At 58.1% G+C, this 18,008-nt stretch carries 13 protein-coding genes; 12 read left to right on the plus strand and 1 reads right to left on the minus strand.

What is annotated here, in order from left to right; translation table 11 throughout:
- Nucleotides 1–74 precede the first annotated feature (74 nt).
- Nucleotides 75–386 carry a DUF485 domain-containing protein gene (locus tag PseuLF5_RS10050; protein ID WP_123465858.1) on the plus strand — a complete coding sequence of 104 codons (312 nt, stop codon included), beginning with the start codon at nt 75–77 and terminating at the stop codon, nt 384–386.
- The gene (locus PseuLF5_RS10055; protein WP_322373995.1) at nt 383–2,041 is read left to right on the plus strand and encodes a cation acetate symporter; all 1,659 of its coding nucleotides are present in this window, start codon (nt 383–385) and stop codon (nt 2,039–2,041) included. The genes PseuLF5_RS10050 and PseuLF5_RS10055 overlap by 4 nt, the downstream gene beginning before the upstream one ends.
- Before the next feature lie 1,010 nt (nt 2,042–3,051).
- Here PseuLF5_RS10055 and gltA read toward each other — a convergent pair.
- Nucleotides 3,052–4,341: a citrate synthase gene (gene gltA / locus PseuLF5_RS10060; RefSeq protein ID WP_003222994.1), complete on the minus strand. Its 1,290-nt coding sequence runs from the start codon at nt 4,339–4,341 to the stop codon at nt 3,052–3,054.
- Nucleotides 4,342–4,703: 362 nt separating this feature from the next.
- On the opposite strand from gltA, the gene sdhC reads away from it, so the two are divergent.
- The 10 genes from sdhC (at nt 4,704) to brnQ (ending at nt 17,798) form a co-directional block, all read left to right on the plus strand.
- Nucleotides 4,704–5,078, plus strand: coding sequence for a succinate dehydrogenase, cytochrome b556 subunit (sdhC, locus tag PseuLF5_RS10065; protein ID WP_045122948.1), 375 nt, complete (start codon nt 4,704–4,706; stop codon nt 5,076–5,078).
- Nucleotides 5,072–5,440, plus strand: a complete 369-nt coding sequence (sdhD, locus tag PseuLF5_RS10070) for a succinate dehydrogenase, hydrophobic membrane anchor protein (RefSeq protein WP_007919900.1) — start codon at nt 5,072–5,074, stop codon at nt 5,438–5,440. Before sdhC ends, sdhD begins: the two co-directional genes overlap by 7 nt.
- A gap of 3 nt (nt 5,441–5,443) precedes the next feature.
- Nucleotides 5,444–7,216, plus strand: a complete 1,773-nt coding sequence (gene sdhA, locus PseuLF5_RS10075) for a succinate dehydrogenase flavoprotein subunit (RefSeq protein ID WP_123465862.1) — start codon at nt 5,444–5,446, stop codon at nt 7,214–7,216.
- Between the two features lie 11 nt (nt 7,217–7,227).
- Entirely contained in the window at nt 7,228–7,932 is a 705-nt protein-coding gene (locus tag PseuLF5_RS10080; protein WP_038364054.1) for a succinate dehydrogenase iron-sulfur subunit, read from the plus strand.
- A 259-nt stretch (nt 7,933–8,191) separates the two neighbouring features.
- On the plus strand, nt 8,192–11,023 hold the full coding sequence (locus PseuLF5_RS10085) for a 2-oxoglutarate dehydrogenase E1 component (protein ID WP_123465864.1): 2,832 nt from the start codon (nt 8,192–8,194) through the stop codon (nt 11,021–11,023).
- Nucleotides 11,024–11,065: 42 nt separating this feature from the next.
- A complete protein-coding gene (odhB, locus tag PseuLF5_RS10090; RefSeq protein ID WP_340133420.1) occupies nt 11,066–12,286 on the plus strand; it encodes a 2-oxoglutarate dehydrogenase complex dihydrolipoyllysine-residue succinyltransferase in 1,221 nt (406 codons plus the stop codon).
- A 108-nt stretch (nt 12,287–12,394) separates the two neighbouring features.
- Complete coding sequence (gene lpdA, locus PseuLF5_RS10095) at nt 12,395–13,831, plus strand: dihydrolipoyl dehydrogenase (RefSeq protein ID WP_123465866.1); 1,437 nt, start codon at nt 12,395–12,397, stop codon at nt 13,829–13,831.
- 202 nt (nt 13,832–14,033) lie between these two features.
- The gene (gene sucC / locus PseuLF5_RS10100; protein ID WP_085732277.1) at nt 14,034–15,200 is read left to right on the plus strand and encodes an ADP-forming succinate--CoA ligase subunit beta; all 1,167 of its coding nucleotides are present in this window, start codon (nt 14,034–14,036) and stop codon (nt 15,198–15,200) included.
- Nucleotides 15,200–16,081 carry a succinate--CoA ligase subunit alpha gene (gene sucD / locus PseuLF5_RS10105; protein ID WP_007919877.1) on the plus strand — a complete coding sequence of 294 codons (882 nt, stop codon included), beginning with the start codon at nt 15,200–15,202 and terminating at the stop codon, nt 16,079–16,081. The genes sucC and sucD overlap by 1 nt, the downstream gene beginning before the upstream one ends.
- Before the next feature lie 403 nt (nt 16,082–16,484).
- Nucleotides 16,485–17,798, plus strand: coding sequence for a branched-chain amino acid transport system II carrier protein (gene brnQ / locus PseuLF5_RS10110; protein ID WP_123465867.1), 1,314 nt, complete (start codon nt 16,485–16,487; stop codon nt 17,796–17,798).
- Nucleotides 17,799–18,008 lie beyond the last annotated feature (210 nt).

Raw genomic sequence — 18,008 nt, forward strand, 5'->3', positions numbered from 1 at the left:
CGTCTGTTACCGCGCTCGCAGCCGCATACATTAGCTACGTTCCAACAATAATTTGTGCTGCGAGGATAAAAACAATGAACGACAGCATTTACCTCTCGATTCAAAACAGTCCCCGATTCAAGGAGCTGGTGCGAAAAAGGGAAAAGTTCGCCTGGATACTCTCGGCGATCATGCTCGGGCTTTACTCTGGCTTCATCCTGTTGATCGCTTACGGGCCGCATGTTCTGGGCGCGAAACTCAGTCCGGAATCCTCGATTACTTGGGGAATTCCAATCGGTGTCGGACTCATTCTTTCTGCATTCATCCTCACCGCTATCTACGTGCGCCGCGCCAATGGCGAGTTCGATGACCTGAACAATGCGATTCTCAAGGAGGCTCAGCAATGATCCGGCGTCTACTGGCTCTTTTGAGCGTTGCTGCGGTCGCACCGAGTGTCTGGGCGGCTGACGCGTTGACCGGTGAAGTGGCCAAACAACCACTGAACATTCCTGCGATCCTGATGTTCGTCGCGTTCGTTGGCGCGACCCTGTACATCACCTACTGGGCCTCGAAGAAAAACAACTCGGCGGCCGACTACTATGCCGCTGGCGGCAAGATCACCGGTTTCCAGAACGGTCTGGCGATTGCCGGTGACTACATGTCGGCGGCATCCTTCCTGGGGATTTCCGCGCTGGTGTTCACCTCCGGCTACGATGGCCTGATCTACTCGATCGGCTTTCTGGTGGGCTGGCCGATCATTCTGTTCCTGATCGCCGAGCGCTTGCGTAACCTGGGCAAATACACCTTTGCCGACGTAGCGTCCTACCGCCTCGGGCAAACCCAGATCCGCACGCTGTCCGCTTGCGGTTCGCTGGTGGTGGTGGCGTTCTACCTGATCGCGCAAATGGTCGGTGCCGGCAAGTTGATCCAGCTGTTGTTCGGTCTGGACTACCACGTTGCGGTGATTCTGGTCGGTGTGCTGATGTGCATGTACGTGCTGTTCGGCGGCATGCTGGCGACCACTTGGGTGCAGATCATCAAGGCTGTGCTGTTGCTGTCCGGTGCCTCGTTCATGGCACTGATGGTAATGAAGCACGTAGGCTTCGACTTCAACACGCTGTTCTCCGAAGCGATCAAGGTTCACGCCAAAGGCGAAGCGATCATGAGCCCGGGCGGTCTGGTCAAGGATCCGATTTCGGCCTTCTCGCTGGGTCTGGCGCTGATGTTCGGTACGGCTGGTCTGCCACACATTCTGATGCGCTTCTTCACCGTGAGTGATGCAAAAGAAGCCCGCAAGAGCGTGCTCTACGCAACTGGTTTCATTGGCTACTTCTACATCCTGACTTTCATCATCGGCTTCGGCGCGATCCTGCTGGTCAGCACTAACCCGGCCTTCAAAGATGCTGCTGGCGCGCTGTTGGGCGGCAACAACATGGCGGCGGTGCACCTGGCCAACGCGGTCGGCGGCAGTATCTTCCTCGGCTTTATCTCGGCGGTGGCGTTCGCGACCATTCTGGCGGTTGTGGCAGGTCTGACTCTGGCCGGTGCTTCGGCTGTGTCTCACGACCTGTATGCCAGTGTGATCAAAAAGGGCAAGGCGAACGAGAAGGACGAGATTCGTGTCTCGAAGATCACCACCATTGCCTTGGCGTTGCTGGCGATTGGCTTGGGCATCCTGTTCGAAAGCCAGAACATTGCGTTCATGGTTGGCCTGGCGTTCTCCATCGCGGCGAGCTGCAACTTCCCGGTGCTGCTGCTTTCGATGTACTGGAAGAAGCTGACCACCCGCGGTGCGATGATTGGCGGCTGGCTGGGGCTGATCAGTGCGGTAGGCCTGATGGTGCTTGGCCCGACCATCTGGGTGCAGATTCTGCATCACGAGAAGGCGATTTTCCCTTACGAGTATCCGGCGCTGTTTTCGATGATCATTGCTTTCATCGGGATCTGGTTCTTCTCGATTACTGACAAGTCGGCGGCTGCTGATAACGAGCGGGCGCTGTTCTTCCCGCAGTTTGTGCGTTCGCAGACTGGGTTGGGGGCGAGTGGGGCGGTTTCGCATTGATGGTTTGATGGTTTTGTAAATGTTGTGCTGAATGCCCCGGTTGAGAGATCGGGGCATTTTTTGTGGGCGGTTATCGGCTCGAGCTGTGTACATGTCCGTTGCTGCGGTAACGGCGGCTTAGGGTTTCGCCCTTACGGCGACTCACTTTTTTCAAACGCCAAAAAAAGTAAGCAAAAAACGCTTGCTCCTACGTACGGCCCGCTCGCTGGGGCTCGGGGTTCCTTCCGACGTCGCCTTACAGATCAAGAGCTGCAGCCGAGCTAACGCTCATCCTGTTGAGTGGTGAGGAGCGCAGCGTGCTCGGCTTTGGATTTGTGTTGGAACTGCCCCTCACCCCAGCCCTCTCCCGGAGGGAGAGGGAGCCGATTTTTGGGCTTGTCAGAATCTGAGTTCGACTCGGTATTTCACATCGAAGTAGTTCTCCCAAACACCTCGGTCAGTCTCCTTTTCCTCATGGGAGGGGGCTGATTTGTTTGCTTTTTAGAACCTGAGTTCAACGCGGTATCGCACGTCGGCGCAGCTCCCCCAAACACCACGGTCAGTCCCCTCTCCCTCCGGGAGAGGGCTAGGGTGAGGGGTTCTTGATCCGGCTTTTGATCTGGCTTTGGCTTTTGATTTTTTGCCCCATCGGCAGGCCGAGCGCAGGTGTTCATCCGGGGGTAGGCGCGCAGCGCCGTGCGGCGCAGCCGCATACATCGAGAGGAGGTGCGGCGAAGCAAACCGTAGGCGATGCCCCCGGATGGACACCGTAGCGAGGGAACACTGAGCCTCAGCGAGGTGCCGTACGCCGGGGCAAAGCCTTTTGGGTTACTTTTTCGCTGGGCCGGCACTCCGGCGTTTGAAAAAGGGACTCGCTGTAAGAGCGAAACCGCCAGCGGCAGCTCCCGCAGCAACGGATATGCCCCCAATCCCAAAACCCAAAAAGCCAAATCCCAGACAAACAAAAACGGCCCCTATATAAATAGAGGCCGTTCCCGGTACAACTTCAAGACGTTATCGCAAGACAAGCCTTATTTGCGGTCTTCCAGCTTGGTAATGTCACGCGACTCGTAGCCGGTGTACAGCTGGCGCGGACGGCCAATCTTGTACGGGCTGGAGAGCATTTCTTTCCAGTGGGAGATCCAGCCGACAGTACGTGCCAGCGCAAAGATCACGGTGAACATGCTGGTCGGAATGCCGATCGCCTTGAGGATGATCCCCGAGTAGAAGTCGACGTTCGGATACAGCGAGCGTTCGATGAAGTACGGGTCGGTCAGCGCGATCTCTTCCAGGCGCATGGCCAGTTCGAGTTGCGGATCGTTGTTGATGCCCAGTTCCTTCAGTACTTCGTCGCAGGTCTGCTTCATTACAGTCGCGCGAGGGTCGCGGTTCTTGTAAACGCGGTGACCGAAGCCCATCAGCTTGAACGGATCGTTCTTGTCCTTGGCCTTGGCGATGAACTTGTCGATGTTGGACACATCACCAATTTCGTCGAGCATGGTCAATACGGCTTCGTTCGCACCACCGTGGGCAGGGCCCCACAGTGCGGCGATACCGGCGGCGATACAGGCGAACGGGTTGGCACCCGAGGAGCCGGCCAGACGCACGGTGGAAGTCGAGGCGTTCTGCTCGTGGTCGGCGTGGAGGATGAAGATCCGGTCCATGGCCTTGGCGAGTACCGGGCTGATCGGTTTGATCTCGCACGGGGTGTTGAACATCATGTGCAGGAAGTTTTCCGCGTACGTCAGGTCGTTGCGCGGGTACATCATGGGTTGCCCCATGGAGTACTTGTAAACCATCGCTGCCAGGGTCGGCATCTTGGCAACCAGACGGATCGCGGAGATTTCGCGATGCTGCGGGTTATTGATGTCCAGGGAGTCGTGGTAGAAGGCCGAGAGGGCGCCGACTACACCGCACATGACGGCCATCGGGTGGGCGTCGCGACGGAAACCGTTGAAGAAGGTTTTCAACTGCTCGTGAACCATGGTGTGGTTTTTCACGGTGCTGACGAACTGGGCCTTCTGTTCTGCGGTTGGCAGTTCGCCATTGAGCAGCAGGTAGCAGGTTTCCAGGTAGTCCGACTTTTCAGCCAGTTGTTCGATCGGGTAGCCGCGGTGCAACAGAATGCCGTTGTCGCCGTCGATATAGGTGATCTTCGACTCGCACGAGGCGGTCGACATGAAGCCTGGGTCGAAAGTGAAGCGGCCCGTGGCCGTCAGGCCCCGAACATCGATTACATCGGGACCAACGGTGCCGGTTAAAATGGGCAGCTCGACGGGGGCTGCGCCCTCGATGATCAACTGCGCTTTTTTGTCAGCCATGTGGCCTCCTATTTATGCTTGAACCATCAGACAGACCCCCCACGCAGGGCCCGCACCACTATAGTGAGATAAATTCGAATGTCAATTTGCCTAAAGTCTTGCTCCAGAAGGCTTTAAGCGTACTTTTTCCTCGAAATTGACTGCCATTTACGCCTTTTATACGACTTGTGCAATCAGCTATTTGGGGTAGGTGATTGCGTTGTCATTAGTAGCCTAACTGTCTATACTCGGCCACCGACCGCCAAGGGCTTTTGGGCCTGCTTTATTGGGGGTCGCATCCCTGGGTGGTGGTTACCTGACCAGTGCACTCCCCAACAACTTTGCCCTGATTGTTAGGGGCTCTTCAGTGTGAAAAAAAAGCCGTGAAAAGCCAACGACCTGTAAACCTAGACCTAAGGACCATCAAACTCCCCATCACCGGCGTTACGTCGTTTCTTCACCGTGTTTCCGGCATCATCCTCTTCCTGGGCCTCGGCTTCATGCTTTATGCATTGGGCAAATCCCTGGGTTCCGAGGAAGGTTTTGCCGAAGTGAAGGCATGCTTGACCAGCCCGCTGGCCAAGTTCGTAGCATGGGGCCTCCTGTCCGCTCTGCTGTATCACCTGGTAGCCGGTGTGCGCCACTTGATCATGGATATGGGCATCGGTGAGACGCTGGAAGGCGGCCGCCTGGGCTCGAAAATCATCATCGCCATTTCCGTGGTGCTGATCGTTCTGGCAGGAGTTTGGATATGGTAACCAGCGTTACGAACCTTTCGCGTTCGGGCCTCTATGACTGGATGGCGCAACGTGTGTCTGCGGTTGTTCTCGCGGCTTATTTCATTTTCCTGATCGGATACCTTGCAGCGAATCCGGGCATTGGCTACGACCAGTGGCACGGCCTGTTCGCTCACAACGGGATGCGTATCTTCAGTCTGCTGGCCCTCGTTGCCCTGGGCGCTCACGCCTGGGTCGGCATGTGGACCATCGCGACCGACTACCTGACGCCAATGGCGCTGGGCAAGTCCGCGACCGCAGTACGTTTCCTTTTCCAGGCAGTTTGCGGCATCGCGATGTTCGCTTACTTCGTCTGGGGTGTGCAGATTCTCTGGGGTATCTGATTCATGGCTAACATTCCAACGATTTCTTTCGACGCCATCATTATTGGTGGTGGCGGTGCCGGCATGCGCGCTGCGCTGCAACTGGCACAGGGTGGTCACAAGACTGCCGTGATCACCAAGGTTTTCCCGACCCGTTCGCACACTGTGTCCGCCCAGGGCGGCATCACCTGCGCCATCGCGTCGGCTGACCCGAACGATGACTGGCGCTGGCACATGTACGATACCGTCAAGGGATCCGACTACATCGGTGACCAGGACGCTATCGAATACATGTGTCAGGAAGGCCCGGCCGCGGTTTTCGAGCTGGACCACATGGGTCTGCCGTTTTCGCGTACCGAGCAAGGCCGTATCTACCAGCGTCCGTTCGGTGGTCAGTCCAAGGACTACGGTAAAGGTGGCCAGGCTGCCCGTACTTGCGCAGCCTCCGACCGTACCGGTCACGCGCTGCTGCACACCCTTTATCAAGGCAACCTGAAAGCCGGTACCACGTTCCTGAACGAGTACTACGCTGTCGACCTGGTGAAAAACCAGGAAGGCGAATTCGTCGGTGTGATCGCGATCTGCATCGAAACCGGCGAGACCACCTACATCCGCGCCAAGGCCACCGTACTGGCTACCGGCGGTGCAGGTCGTATCTACGCTTCCACCACCAACGCCCTGATCAACACCGGTGACGGCGTCGGCATGGCACTGCGTGCTGGCGTGCCGGTACAAGACATCGAAATGTGGCAGTTCCACCCGACCGGCATCGCCGGCGCCGGTGTACTGGTGACCGAAGGTTGCCGTGGTGAAGGTGGTTACCTGATCAACAAGCACGGCGAGCGTTTCATGGAGCGTTATGCTCCGAACGCGAAAGACCTTGCTGGTCGTGACGTGGTTGCTCGTTCGATGGTTAAAGAAATCATCGCCGGCAACGGTTGCGGTCCGAATGGCGACCACGTAATGCTCAAGCTCGACCACCTGGGCGAGGAAGTGCTGCACAGCCGTCTGCCAGGCATCTGCGAATTGTCGAAGACGTTTGCACACGTTGACCCGGTGGTTGCGCCGGTTCCGGTTGTTCCGACTTGCCACTATATGATGGGCGGCGTTGCCACCAACATTCACGGCCAGGCGATCACCCAGGACGCTGAAGGCGTGGACCAGATCATTCCTGGTCTGTTCGCGGTAGGTGAAGTGGCTTGCGTATCGGTTCACGGTGCCAACCGTCTGGGCGGCAACTCGCTGCTCGACCTGGTGGTATTCGGCCGCGCTGCCGGCCTGCACCTGGAAAAGGCGCTGACCGACGGCATCGAATACGACGACGCTACCGAAGCCGATATCGAAGCAGCCCTGTCGCGTCTGAACGCGCTGAACAGCCGTACCGATGGCGAAGACGTCGCCACCCTGCGTCGCGAGCTGCAAAGCTGCATGCAGAACTACTTCGGTGTATTCCGTACCGGCGAATACATGCAGAAGGGTATCGCTCAGCTGGCCGATCTGCGCAAGCGTATCGCCAACGTGAAGATCAACGATAAGTCGCAGGCGTTCAACACTGCACGTATCGAAGCGCTGGAACTGCAAAACCTGCTGGAAGTGGCTGAAGCTACCGCCATCGCGGCCGAAGTACGTAAAGAGTCCCGCGGCGCTCACGCCCGTGAAGACTTTGAAGACCGTGACGACGAAAACTGGCTGTGCCACACCCTGTACTTCCCGGGTGACAAGCGCGTCACCAAGCGTGCCGTTAACTTCTCGCCGAAGACTGTTCCGACTTTCGAACCTAAAGTCCGGACTTATTAAGGGTGACCGCCATGTTGCAAGTCAGTGTTTATCGTTACAACCCTGATCAGGACGCTGCGCCGTTCATGCAGGAATTCCAGGTCGATACCGGTGGTAAAGACCTGATGGTGCTGGACGTGCTGGCCCTGATCAAAGAGCAGGACGAGGGTTTCTCCTATCGTCGCTCTTGCCGTGAAGGTGTCTGCGGCTCCGACGGCATGAACATCAACGGCAAAAACGGTCTGGCGTGCATCACGCCGCTGTCCGCTGTCGTAAAAGGCAACAAGCTGATCGTTCGTCCGCTGCCAGGTTTGCCGGTTATTCGTGACCTGGTCGTCGATATGAGCATCTTCTACAAGCAATACGAGAAGGTGAAGCCTTACCTGCAGAACGACACGCCGGCTCCGGCCATCGAGCGTCTGCAGTCCCCTGAAGAGCGTGAAAAGCTCGACGGTCTGTACGAGTGCATCCTGTGCGCTTGCTGCTCGACCTCGTGCCCGTCCTTCTGGTGGAACCCGGACAAGTTCCTGGGTCCAGCTGCGCTGCTGCAAGCCTACCGCTTCCTGGCAGACAGCCGTGACACCAAGACCAACGAGCGTCTGGCTTCGCTCGATGACCCGTTCAGCGTTTTCCGCTGCCGGGGCATCATGAACTGCGTCAACGTATGTCCGAAAGGCCTGAACCCGACTAAGGCCATCGGTCACATCCGTAACATGTTGCTCTCGAGCGGCGTGTGATTCAGCTGCTGTAACCGTAGAACCGCTGTACCGAAGAGGCTGTGGCGCGGGCTTCAACCCGCGTCATGGCTATAACCAGAGCCGTAGTCACAAGCTGCAGCTCTTATTTTGAAGAAATGAGACAAGCAGGGGCATCCGGGCTGGTACCCGGACTATCAGCGTGATCCTAAGTGGCTTGTTTTGGTCGCTGCATTCGGACTTCTGCAAGTTTGCTCGGTGTCGACGCCGATGGTGTTCCCCTAACCGAGGGTGACCAAGCATGCAAGAAAGCGTGATGCAGCGCATGTGGAACAGCGCCTACCTTTCAGGTGGAAACGCTGCCTATGTGGAAGAGCTTTATGAGCTCTACCTGCACGACCCTAACGCTGTGCCAGAAGAGTGGCGCACCTACTTTCAGAAGTTGCCTGCCGACGGCAACTCTGCCACTGATGTTTCGCACTCCACAATTCGCGATCATTTCGTGCTGCTGGCAAAGAACCAGCGCCGCGCCCAACCGGTTTCCGCCGGCAGCGTGAGCAGTGAGCACGAGAAGAAGCAAGTTGAAGTGCTGCGATTGATCCAGGCCTACCGTATGCGTGGCCACCAGGCAGCCCAGCTTGACCCGCTGGGACTGTGGCAGCGTCCTGCACCTGCAGACCTGTCGATCAATCATTACGGCTTGACCAATGCCGATCTTGATACGACCTTCCGTGCCGGCGACCTGTTCATCGGCAAAGAGGAAGCGAGCCTACGCGAAATTCACGAAGCGTTGCAGCAGACATATTGCCGCACCATCGGCGCTGAATTTACGCATATCACCGATTCCGAGCAGCGCCAGTGGTTCCAGCAGCGTCTGGAAAGCGTGCGTGGTCGTCCGACGTACTCCGCCGACATCAAGAGCCACCTGCTTGAGCGCGTGACCGCCGGTGAAGGCCTGGAGAAATACCTGGGTACCAAATACCCGGGCACCAAGCGTTTCGGTCTGGAAGGCGGCGAAAGCCTGATTCCGATGCTCGACGAACTGATCCAGCGTTCCGGTTCCTACGGCACCAAGGAAGTCGTCATCGGCATGGCTCACCGTGGCCGTCTGAACGTCCTGGTCAACACCTTCGGCAAGAACCCGCGCGAGCTGTTCGACGAGTTCGAAGGCAAGAAGAAGGTCGAGCTGGGTTCCGGTGACGTTAAATACCACCAGGGCTTCTCGTCCAACGTGATGACCGCCGGCGGTGAAGTTCACCTGGCCATGGCGTTCAACCCGTCCCACCTGGAAATCGTTTCTCCGGTGGTTGAAGGTTCGGTTCGTGCCCGTCAGGATCGTCGTAACGACGCTACCGGTGAGAAGGTGCTGCCGATCTCCATCCACGGCGACGCTGCGTTCGCAGGTCAGGGCGTGGTCATGGAAACCTTCCAGATGTCGCAGACCCGCGGTTTCAAGACCGGCGGTACCGTGCACATCGTGATCAACAACCAGGTCGGTTTCACCATCAGCAACCCGCTGGACTCGCGTTCCACCGAGTACGCCACCGACGTTGCGAAGATGATCCAGGCGCCGATTCTCCATGTGAATGGCGATGATCCGGAAGCCGTGTTGTTCGTGACCCAGCTGGCCATCGACTACCGCATGCAGTTCAAGCGTGACGTGGTGATCGACCTGGTCTGCTACCGTCGTCGCGGCCACAACGAGGCCGACGAGCCAAGCGGCACCCAGCCGCTGATGTACCAGCAGATCACCAAGCAGCGCACCACCCGTGAGCTGTACGCTGATCGCCTGACCCAGGCCGGTGTGCTGGACGCTGATCGCGTTCAGGCCAAGGTCGACGAGTACCGCAACGCGCTGGACAACGGTCTGCACGTGGTGAAGTCGCTGGTCAAAGAGCCGAACAAAGAGCTGTTCGTGGACTGGCGTCCGTATCTGGGCCATGCCTGGACTGCGCGTCACGACACGCGCTTCGATCTGAAGACCCTGCAAGAACTGTCCGCCAAGCTGCTGGAGATTCCGGAAGGCTTCGTGGTTCAGCGTCAGGTCGCGAAGATCTACGAAGACCGTCAGAAGATGCAAGCCGGCGGCCTGCCGATCAACTGGGGTTACGCCGAAACCATGGCGTACGCGACCCTGGCGTTCGAAGGTCACCCGATTCGCATGACCGGTCAGGACATCGGCCGCGGTACGTTCTCGCACCGTCACGCTGTGTTGCACAACCAGAAAGACGCGGGCACCTACATTCCGCTGCAGAACCTGTACGACGGTCAGCCACGTTTTGACCTGTACGACTCGTTCCTGTCGGAAGAAGCGGTACTGGCATTCGAATACGGTTACTCGACCACCACGCCGAACGCGCTGGTGATCTGGGAAGCCCAGTTCGGCGACTTCGCCAACGGTGCACAGGTTGTCATCGACCAGTTCATCACCAGCGGCGAGCACAAGTGGGGCCGTCTCTGCGGTCTGACCATGCTGTTGCCACACGGTTACGAAGGTCAGGGTCCTGAGCACAGCTCGGCACGTCTTGAGCGTTACCTGCAGCTGTGCGCCGAGCACAACATTCAGGTGTGCATGCCGACTACCCCGGCGCAGATCTACCACTTGCTGCGTCGTCAGGTGATTCGCCCGCTGCGCAAACCATTGGTTGTTCTGACACCTAAGTCGCTGCTGCGCCACAAACTGGCCATCTCGACCCTGGAAGATCTGGCTGAAGGTTCGTTCCAGACCGTTATCCCGGAAATCGATGCCCTGGATCCGAAAAAGGTCGAGCGCGTTGTTCTGTGTAGCGGCAAGGTCTACTACGACCTGCTGGAAAAACGCCGTGCCGAAGGCCGTGAAGATATCGCCATCGTGCGTATCGAGCAGCTGTATCCATTCCCTGAGGACGACTTGAAAGAAGTCCTGGCGCCTTACACCAACGTCAAAAATGCCGTTTGGTGTCAGGAAGAGCCGATGAACCAGGGTGCCTGGTACTGCAGCCAGCATCACTTGCGCCGTAGCATCAGCAACCTCGACAAGTCTCTCGTACTTGAGTACGCGGGCCGTGAGGCTTCTGCTGCCCCAGCCTGTGGTTACGCTTCGATGCACGCCGAGCAGCAGGAAAAACTGCTGCAAGACGCGTTTACCGTTTAACGCCTTCGCGCACCTGAAACCGAATTTAAGGAACTACAGATAATGGCTATCGAGATCAAAGCCCCCACTTTCCCGGAATCGGTTGCCGATGGCACCGTTGCCACCTGGCACAAGCAACCGGGCGACGCCGTCAAGCGCGACGAACTGATCGTCGACATCGAAACTGACAAAGTCGTACTGGAAGTTCTGGCTACTGCTGATGGCGTGCTGGGCGCAATCGTCAAGGGCGAGGGCGAAACCGTCCTGTCCGACGAAGTACTGGGCTCCATCGTTGAAGGCGGCGCTGCTGCCGCTGCTCCAGCCGCTGCTGCTCCGGCCGCCGCTGCCGCTGCCCCGGCCGCTGCTGAAGGCGAAGACGATCCTGTTGCTGCTCCTGCCGCGCGCAAGCTGGCTGAAGAAAACGGCATCAACATCGCTTCCGTTGCCGGCACCGGCAAAGGCGGGCGTGTGACCAAGGAAGACGTGGTGGCTGCTGTTGCCGCCAAGAAAGCCGCTCCGGCTGCCGCGCCTGCCAAGGCTGCTGCTCCAGCTGCCGCCGCTCCTGTGTTCGCCGCTGGCGACCGCATCGAGAAGCGCGTGCCGATGACCCGCGTGCGTGCCACCGTGGCCAAGCGTCTGGTTGAAGCTCAGTCGAACATGGCGATGCTGACCACCTTCAACGAAGTCGACATGACCGAAGTCATGGCCCTGCGTTCGAAGTACAAGGATCTGTTCGAGAAGTCCCACAACGGCGTACGCCTGGGCTTCATGTCGTTCTTCGTCAAGGCCGCCACCGAAGCGCTGAAACGCTTCCCGGCTGTCAACGCGTCGATCGACGGCGGCGACATCGTTTACCACGGCTACGCCGACATCGGTGTTGCTGTTTCCAGCGATCGTGGTCTGGTGGTACCGGTTCTGCGTAACGCCGAGCTGATGAGCCTGGCTGAAATCGAAGGCGGCATCGCAACATTCGGCAAAAAAGCCCGCGACGGCAAACTGTCGATGGACGAGATGACCGGTGGTACCTTCACCATCACCAACGGTGGTACCTTCGGTTCGATGATGTCGACCCCGATCGTCAACCCGCCGCAGGCAGCGATTCTGGGCATGCACAACATCATCCAGCGTCCGATGGCCATCAACGGTCAGGTCGTGATCCGTCCGATGATGTACTTGGCACTGTCCTACGATCACCGTCTGATCGATGGCAAAGAAGCTGTGACCTTCCTGGTGACCATCAAGAACCTGCTGGAAGATCCGGCTCGTCTGTTGCTGGATATCTAAAAAGCAGCTGCAAGCGTCAAGCTACAAGCCTCAAGCTCAATACGAGCGGATTGGCTTGTAGCTTTTGGCTTGCGGCTTGTAGCTTTATTGCTAAAGAGGATTTTTTGAATGTCGCAGAAATTTGACGTAGTAGTGATCGGTGCCGGCCCTGGCGGTTACGTAGCTGCCATCAAGGCCGCGCAGCTGGGTCTGACCACTGCCTGCATCGAGAAGTACACCGACGCCGAAGGCAAGCAAGCCCTGGGCGGTACCTGCCTGAACGTGGGCTGCATTCCTTCCAAGGCGCTGCTGGACAGCTCCTGGAAATACAAGGAAGCAAAAGAAAGCTTCAACGTTCACGGTATCTCGACCGGCGAAGTCAAAATGGACGTCGCTGCGATGGTTGGCCGCAAGGCTGGCATCGTCAAGAACCTGACCGGCGGCGTTGCCACGCTGTTCAAGGCCAACGGCGTTACTTCGATTCAGGGCCACGGCAAACTGCTGGCCGGCAAGAAAGTCGAAGTCACCAAGCCAGACGGTTCGGTTGAAGTCATCGAAGCTGAAAACGTCATCCTGGCACCAGGCTCGCGTCCGATCGACATTCCACCGGCTCCGGTCGACCAGAAAGTCATCGTTGATTCGACTGGTGCTCTGGAATTCCAATCCGTACCGAAGCGTCTGGGCGTGATCGGCGCTGGCGTGATCGGTCTGGAACTGGGTTCGGTCTGGTCGCGTCTGGGTGCAGAAGTGACTGTCCTGGAAGCCTTGGACACCTTCCTGATGGCAGCGGACACCGCTGTTTCCAAGGAAGCGCTGAAAACCCTGACCAAACAGGGTCTGGACATCAAGCTGGGCGCTCGCGTAACCGGTTCCAAAGTGAACGGCGACGAAGTCGTGGTGAACTACACCGATGCCAACGGCGAACAGACCATCACGTTTGACAAGCTGATCGTAGCCGTTGGTCGCCGTCCGGTGACCACTGATCTGCTGGCAGCCGACAGCGGTGTGACCCTGGACGAGCGCGGTTTCGTGCACGTTGACGATCACTGCGCTACCACCGTACCGGGCGTTTTCGCCATCGGTGACGTGGTTCGCGGCATGATGCTGGCGCACAAGGCATCCGAAGAAGGCATCATGGTTGTCGAGCGCATCAAGGGCCACAAAGCCCAGATGAACTATGACCTGATCCCTTCGGTTATTTATACTCACCCGGAAATCGCGTGGGTTGGCAAAACCGAGCAGGCCTTGAAAGCTGAAGGCGTTGAAGTTAACGTCGGCACCTTCCCGTTCGCCGCTTCCGGCCGTGCCATGGCCGCCAACGATACCGGTGGTTTCGTCAAGGTCATCGCTGATGCCAAGACTGACCGCGTATTGGGCGTGCACGTGATTGGTCCGAGCGCTGCAGAACTGGTTCAGCAGGGCGCGATCGGTATGGAATTCGGCACCAGCGCTGAAGACCTGGGCATGATGGTTTTCTCCCATCCGACCCTGTCTGAAGCCTTGCACGAAGCTGCTCTGGCTGTGAATGGCGGCGCCATCCACATTGCCAACCGCAAGAAGCGTTAAGACACACAATAAGAAACCACGGCGGTAACGGCCCGTCGTGAGCCTTGCGAGCAAGTCTCACCGCGGAATGTCCGCTGGACGCAGTCTTGCGTAGCTGCACCGGGTACCCGGAAAAGCTACGCAAGCAGCAGTCACAGGTGGCGCGGCACTCATCAAGAGCGCAGCGCCGAATGCGCAGTACCTAACGAAGACGGTAAAAAGCATGAATCTTCACGAGTATCAGGGTAAGCAGCTGTTCGCTGAATACGGCCTGCCAGTATCCACTGGTTACGCAGTAGACACCCCGGAAGCAGCAGCAGAAGCTTGCGACAAAATCGGCGGCAACGAGTGGGTTGTCAAAGCCCAGGTTCACGCCGGTGGTCGCGGTAAAGCGGGCGGCGTCAAGCTGGTTCGCAGCAAAGAAGACGCCAAAGCCTTCGCACAGCAGTGGCTGGGCAAGCGTCTGGTGACTTACCAGACTGACGCCAATGGTCAGCCTGTCACCAAGATCCTGGTTGAATCGTGCACTGATATCGCTAAAGAGCTGTACCTGGGCGCTGTCGTTGACCGTTCGAGCCGTCGCATCGTGTTCATGGCTTCCACCGAAGGTGGCGTGGACATCGAGAAAATCGCTCACGACACTCCAGAAAAAATTCTGAAAGCCACTATCGATCCACTGGTTGGCGCTCAGCCATTCCAGGGTCGCGAGCTGGCATTCCAGCTGGGTCTGGAAGGCAAGCAGGTTGCTCAGTTCGCCAAGATCTTCGTAGGTCTGGCCAAGCTGTTCAAGGATCACGACCTGGCTCTGCTGGAAGTGAACCCGCTGGTGATCAAGGCTGACGGCGATCTGCACTGCCTGGACGCCAAGATCAACATCGACGCCAACGCCATGTACCGTCAGCCTAAGCTGAAGACTTTCCACGATCCGTCGCAAGACGATCCGCGCGAAGCGCACGCTGCCAAGTTCGAACTGAACTACGTAGCCCTGGAAGGCAACATCGGCTGCATGGTCAACGGTGCCGGTCTGGCCATGGGTACCATGGACATCGTCAACCTGCACGGCGGCAAGCCAGCCAACTTCCTCGACGTAGGTGGTGGTGCTACCAAGGAACGCGTTACTGAAGCGTTCAAGATCATTCTGTCCGACACCAACGTCGCTGCAGTACTGGTCAACATCTTCGGCGGCATCGTTCGCTGCGACATGATTGCCGAAGGCATCATCGGCGCCGTGAAAGAAGTCGGCGTGAAAATCCCGGTTGTTGTTCGCCTTGAAGGCAACAACGCTGAGCTGGGCGCTAAAGTACTGGCAGAAAGCGGTTTGAACATCATCGCTGCTACCAGCCTGACCGACGCTGCTCAACAAGTTGTCAAAGCTGCGGAGGGCAAATAATGAGCGTCCTGATCAATAAAGACACCAAAGTTATCTGCCAGGGTATTACCGGTTCGCAAGGTAGTTTCCACACCCAGCAAGCCATCGAATACGGCACCAAGATGGTTGGCGGCGTAACTCCGGGCAAAGGCGGCACCGAGCACTTGGGTCTGCCAGTGTTCAACACCGTTAAAGACGCAGTCGCGGCCACTGGCGCTACCGCCAGCGTGATCTACGTTCCGGCTCCTTTCTGCAAGGACTCGATCCTGGAAGCGGCATTCGGCGGCATCAAGCTGATCGTCTGCATCACCGAAGGCATTCCTACCCTGGACATGCTGGACGCTAAAGTTAAGTGCGACGAGCTGGGCGTAGTCCTGATCGGCCCTAACTGCCCAGGCGTGATCACCCCAGGCGAATGCAAGATCGGCATCATGCCAGGTCACATTCACTTGCCAGGCAAGGTCGGTATCGTTTCGCGTTCCGGCACCCTGACCTACGAAGCTGTTAAGCAAACTACTGACGCCGGTTTCGGTCAGTCGACTTGCGTCGGCATCGGTGGTGACCCGATCCCGGGTTCGAACTTCATCGACATCCTGAAGCTGTTCCAGGAAGACCCGAAGACCGAAGCGATCGTGATGATCGGTGAGATCGGCGGTTCGGCTGAAGAAGAAGCGGCTGCCTACATCAAGGCACACGTGACCAAGCCGGTTGTTTCCTACATCGCTGGTGTGACTGCTCCTCCGGGCAAGCGCATGGGCCATGCTGGCGCAATCATCTCTGGCGGCAAAGGCACTGCAGACGAGAAGTTCGCTGCACTGCAAGACGCCGGTGTAAAAACCGTGCGTTCGCTGGCAGACATCGGCAAGGCCCTGGCCGAGCTGACCGGTTGGGCTGTCAAGTAAGCCTCGTGCTTAGCTGACGCTTCACCAGGCAAAGGCCACCTTCGGGTGGCCTTTGTCGTTTTTGGCACCTGCGTCATCAGTGATATCGCCTTCGCGAGCAAGCTCGCTCCCACATTTGTACGCATTCCCAAGTGGGAGCGAGCTTGCTCGCGAAGGCGATTTATAGACATCTACCCAATTACATGCAAAAACGCGACACGGAAACGTCGCGTATCGGATAGTTCGCCCTCAAACAGTGCGTTTGTCAGACAAATTCGTTAGGCTAGCAGCCATTTTTGCGTCTGCCGCCCACAAGGCATGCAACGCGCTAAACGGGTCAGTCTTATACGGACTGACAGCATTTCCCTAACCCCACAGGGAAATCCCCCTCTAAATTCCGATTCAGTAGTGTGGTATTTCCTTAATGAAAGTTTTGAAAGGTCAGGACATCCTGGCACTTGGTTTTATGACATTTGCCCTGTTCGTCGGGGCCGGCAACATCATCTTCCCGCCTATCGTCGGTTTGCAGGCCGGGCCTCACGTCTGGATGGCGGCGCTGGGCTTTCTGGTCACTGCAGTCGGTCTGCCGGTCATCACCGTCGTTGCGCTGGCGAAGGTCGGCGGGGCGATGGACGCACTGAGCAGCCCGATCGGCAAGGTCGCTGGCGGCATCCTCGCGGCGGCGTGCTACCTGGCAGTTGGCCCGTTGTTCGCCACGCCGCGTACCGCGACCGTGTCCTTCGAAGTCGGCCTGGCGCCGCTGACCGGCGAGAGCCCGCTGGCGCTGTTCCTTTACAGCTCGGTGTACTTCCTGCTGGTGTTCTTCATCTCGTTGTATCCGGGCCGTTTGCTCGACACTGTCGGCCGTTTCCTCGCGCCGTTGAAGATCATTGCACTGGCCGTTCTCGGCATCGCTGCCTTCGCCTTGCCGGCCGGTGATATCGGTCAAGGCACGCCAGAGTACGTCGCCGCGCCGTTCTCCCAGGGCTTCATCAATGGTTACCTGACCATGGATACCCTGGGTGCGCTGGTATTCGGCATCGTCATCGTGAATGCCATCCGCTCTCGCGGCGTTGAATCGCCAGCGTTGATCACCCGTTACGCGATCATCGCCGGGCTGATTGCCGGCGTGGGTCTGGCGCTGGTGTATGTCAGCCTGTTCCGTCTCGGTTCCGGCAGCCACGAAGTGGCTGTTGGCGCCACCAACGGCGCAGCGGTCTTGCACGCTTATGTGCAACACACTTTCGGTTCGCTGGGCAGCGGTTTCCTCGCCGTACTGATTTCGCTGGCGTGTCTGGTCACGGCGGTCGGTCTGACCTGCGCCTGTGCTGAATACTTCAGCCGTGTGCTGCCACTGTCCTACAAGACCCTGGTGATCATTCTGGCGGCGTTCTCGCTGTTGGTGTCCAACCTGGGCCTGACCAAGCTGATCGCCTTCTCGATCCCGGTCCTGACCGCGATCTACCCGCCGTGCATCGTGCTGGTGGCGCTGAGCTTCTGCAAAGACTTCTGGCATGAGCATGGCCGCATCATCGGTCCGGTGATGCTGGTGTCGTTCGTGTTCGGCATGATCGACGCGCTGAAAGGTGCCGGCCTGGCCGACTGGATGCCGTCGCAACTGTCCCACCTGCCGCTGAGCGAGCAGGGCCTGGCGTGGCTGGTGCCGTGCGTGATGACGCTGGTGGTCGCGGTGGTTTGCGATCGCCTGCTGGGCAAGCGCAGCGAAGCCGTTGCCTGACGTTCCCTGACCCGCCACAAGCGGGGCTTGAACGCTTGAACAGAAATGCCTCGTATCAAACGATACGGGGCATTTTTTATGCGCGTAAGGCAGTGTCTTTTTCCCTGAGCTAACGTCGAAGCACTGCACAGAATTAACGTAGGAGTGAGCCTGCTTGCGATCACGCTGTGTCAGTCACCATTGAAGTTGGCTGACAAACCGCTATCGCCA

Source organism: Pseudomonas sp. LF-5, assembly GCF_037626295.1.
In the GTDB taxonomy this organism is placed as follows: Bacteria; Pseudomonadota; Gammaproteobacteria; order Pseudomonadales; family Pseudomonadaceae; genus Aquipseudomonas; species Aquipseudomonas monsensis.

Bases quoted from the DNA above. Each gene is read 5' to 3' on its own strand.
- lpdA (WP_123465866.1), top strand. From the start codon at position 12,395: ATGTCGCAGAAATTTGACGTAGTAGTGATCGGTGCCGGCCCTGGCGGT.
- sdhA (WP_123465862.1), top strand. From the start codon at position 5,444: ATGGCTAACATTCCAACGATTTCTTTCGACGCCATCATTATTGGTGGT.
- PseuLF5_RS10050 (WP_123465858.1), top strand. From the start codon at position 75: ATGAACGACAGCATTTACCTCTCGATTCAAAACAGTCCCCGATTCAAG.
- gltA (WP_003222994.1), bottom strand. From the start codon at position 4,341: ATGGCTGACAAAAAAGCGCAGTTGATCATCGAGGGCGCAGCCCCCGTC.
- PseuLF5_RS10080 (WP_038364054.1), top strand. From the start codon at position 7,228: ATGTTGCAAGTCAGTGTTTATCGTTACAACCCTGATCAGGACGCTGCG.
- sdhD (WP_007919900.1), top strand. From the start codon at position 5,072: ATGGTAACCAGCGTTACGAACCTTTCGCGTTCGGGCCTCTATGACTGG.
- sucC (WP_085732277.1), top strand. From the start codon at position 14,034: ATGAATCTTCACGAGTATCAGGGTAAGCAGCTGTTCGCTGAATACGGC.
- sucD (WP_007919877.1), top strand. From the start codon at position 15,200: ATGAGCGTCCTGATCAATAAAGACACCAAAGTTATCTGCCAGGGTATT.
- brnQ (WP_123465867.1), top strand. From the start codon at position 16,485: ATGAAAGTTTTGAAAGGTCAGGACATCCTGGCACTTGGTTTTATGACA.
- odhB (WP_340133420.1), top strand. From the start codon at position 11,066: ATGGCTATCGAGATCAAAGCCCCCACTTTCCCGGAATCGGTTGCCGAT.
- PseuLF5_RS10085 (WP_123465864.1), top strand. From the start codon at position 8,192: ATGCAAGAAAGCGTGATGCAGCGCATGTGGAACAGCGCCTACCTTTCA.
- PseuLF5_RS10055 (WP_322373995.1), top strand. From the start codon at position 383: ATGATCCGGCGTCTACTGGCTCTTTTGAGCGTTGCTGCGGTCGCACCG.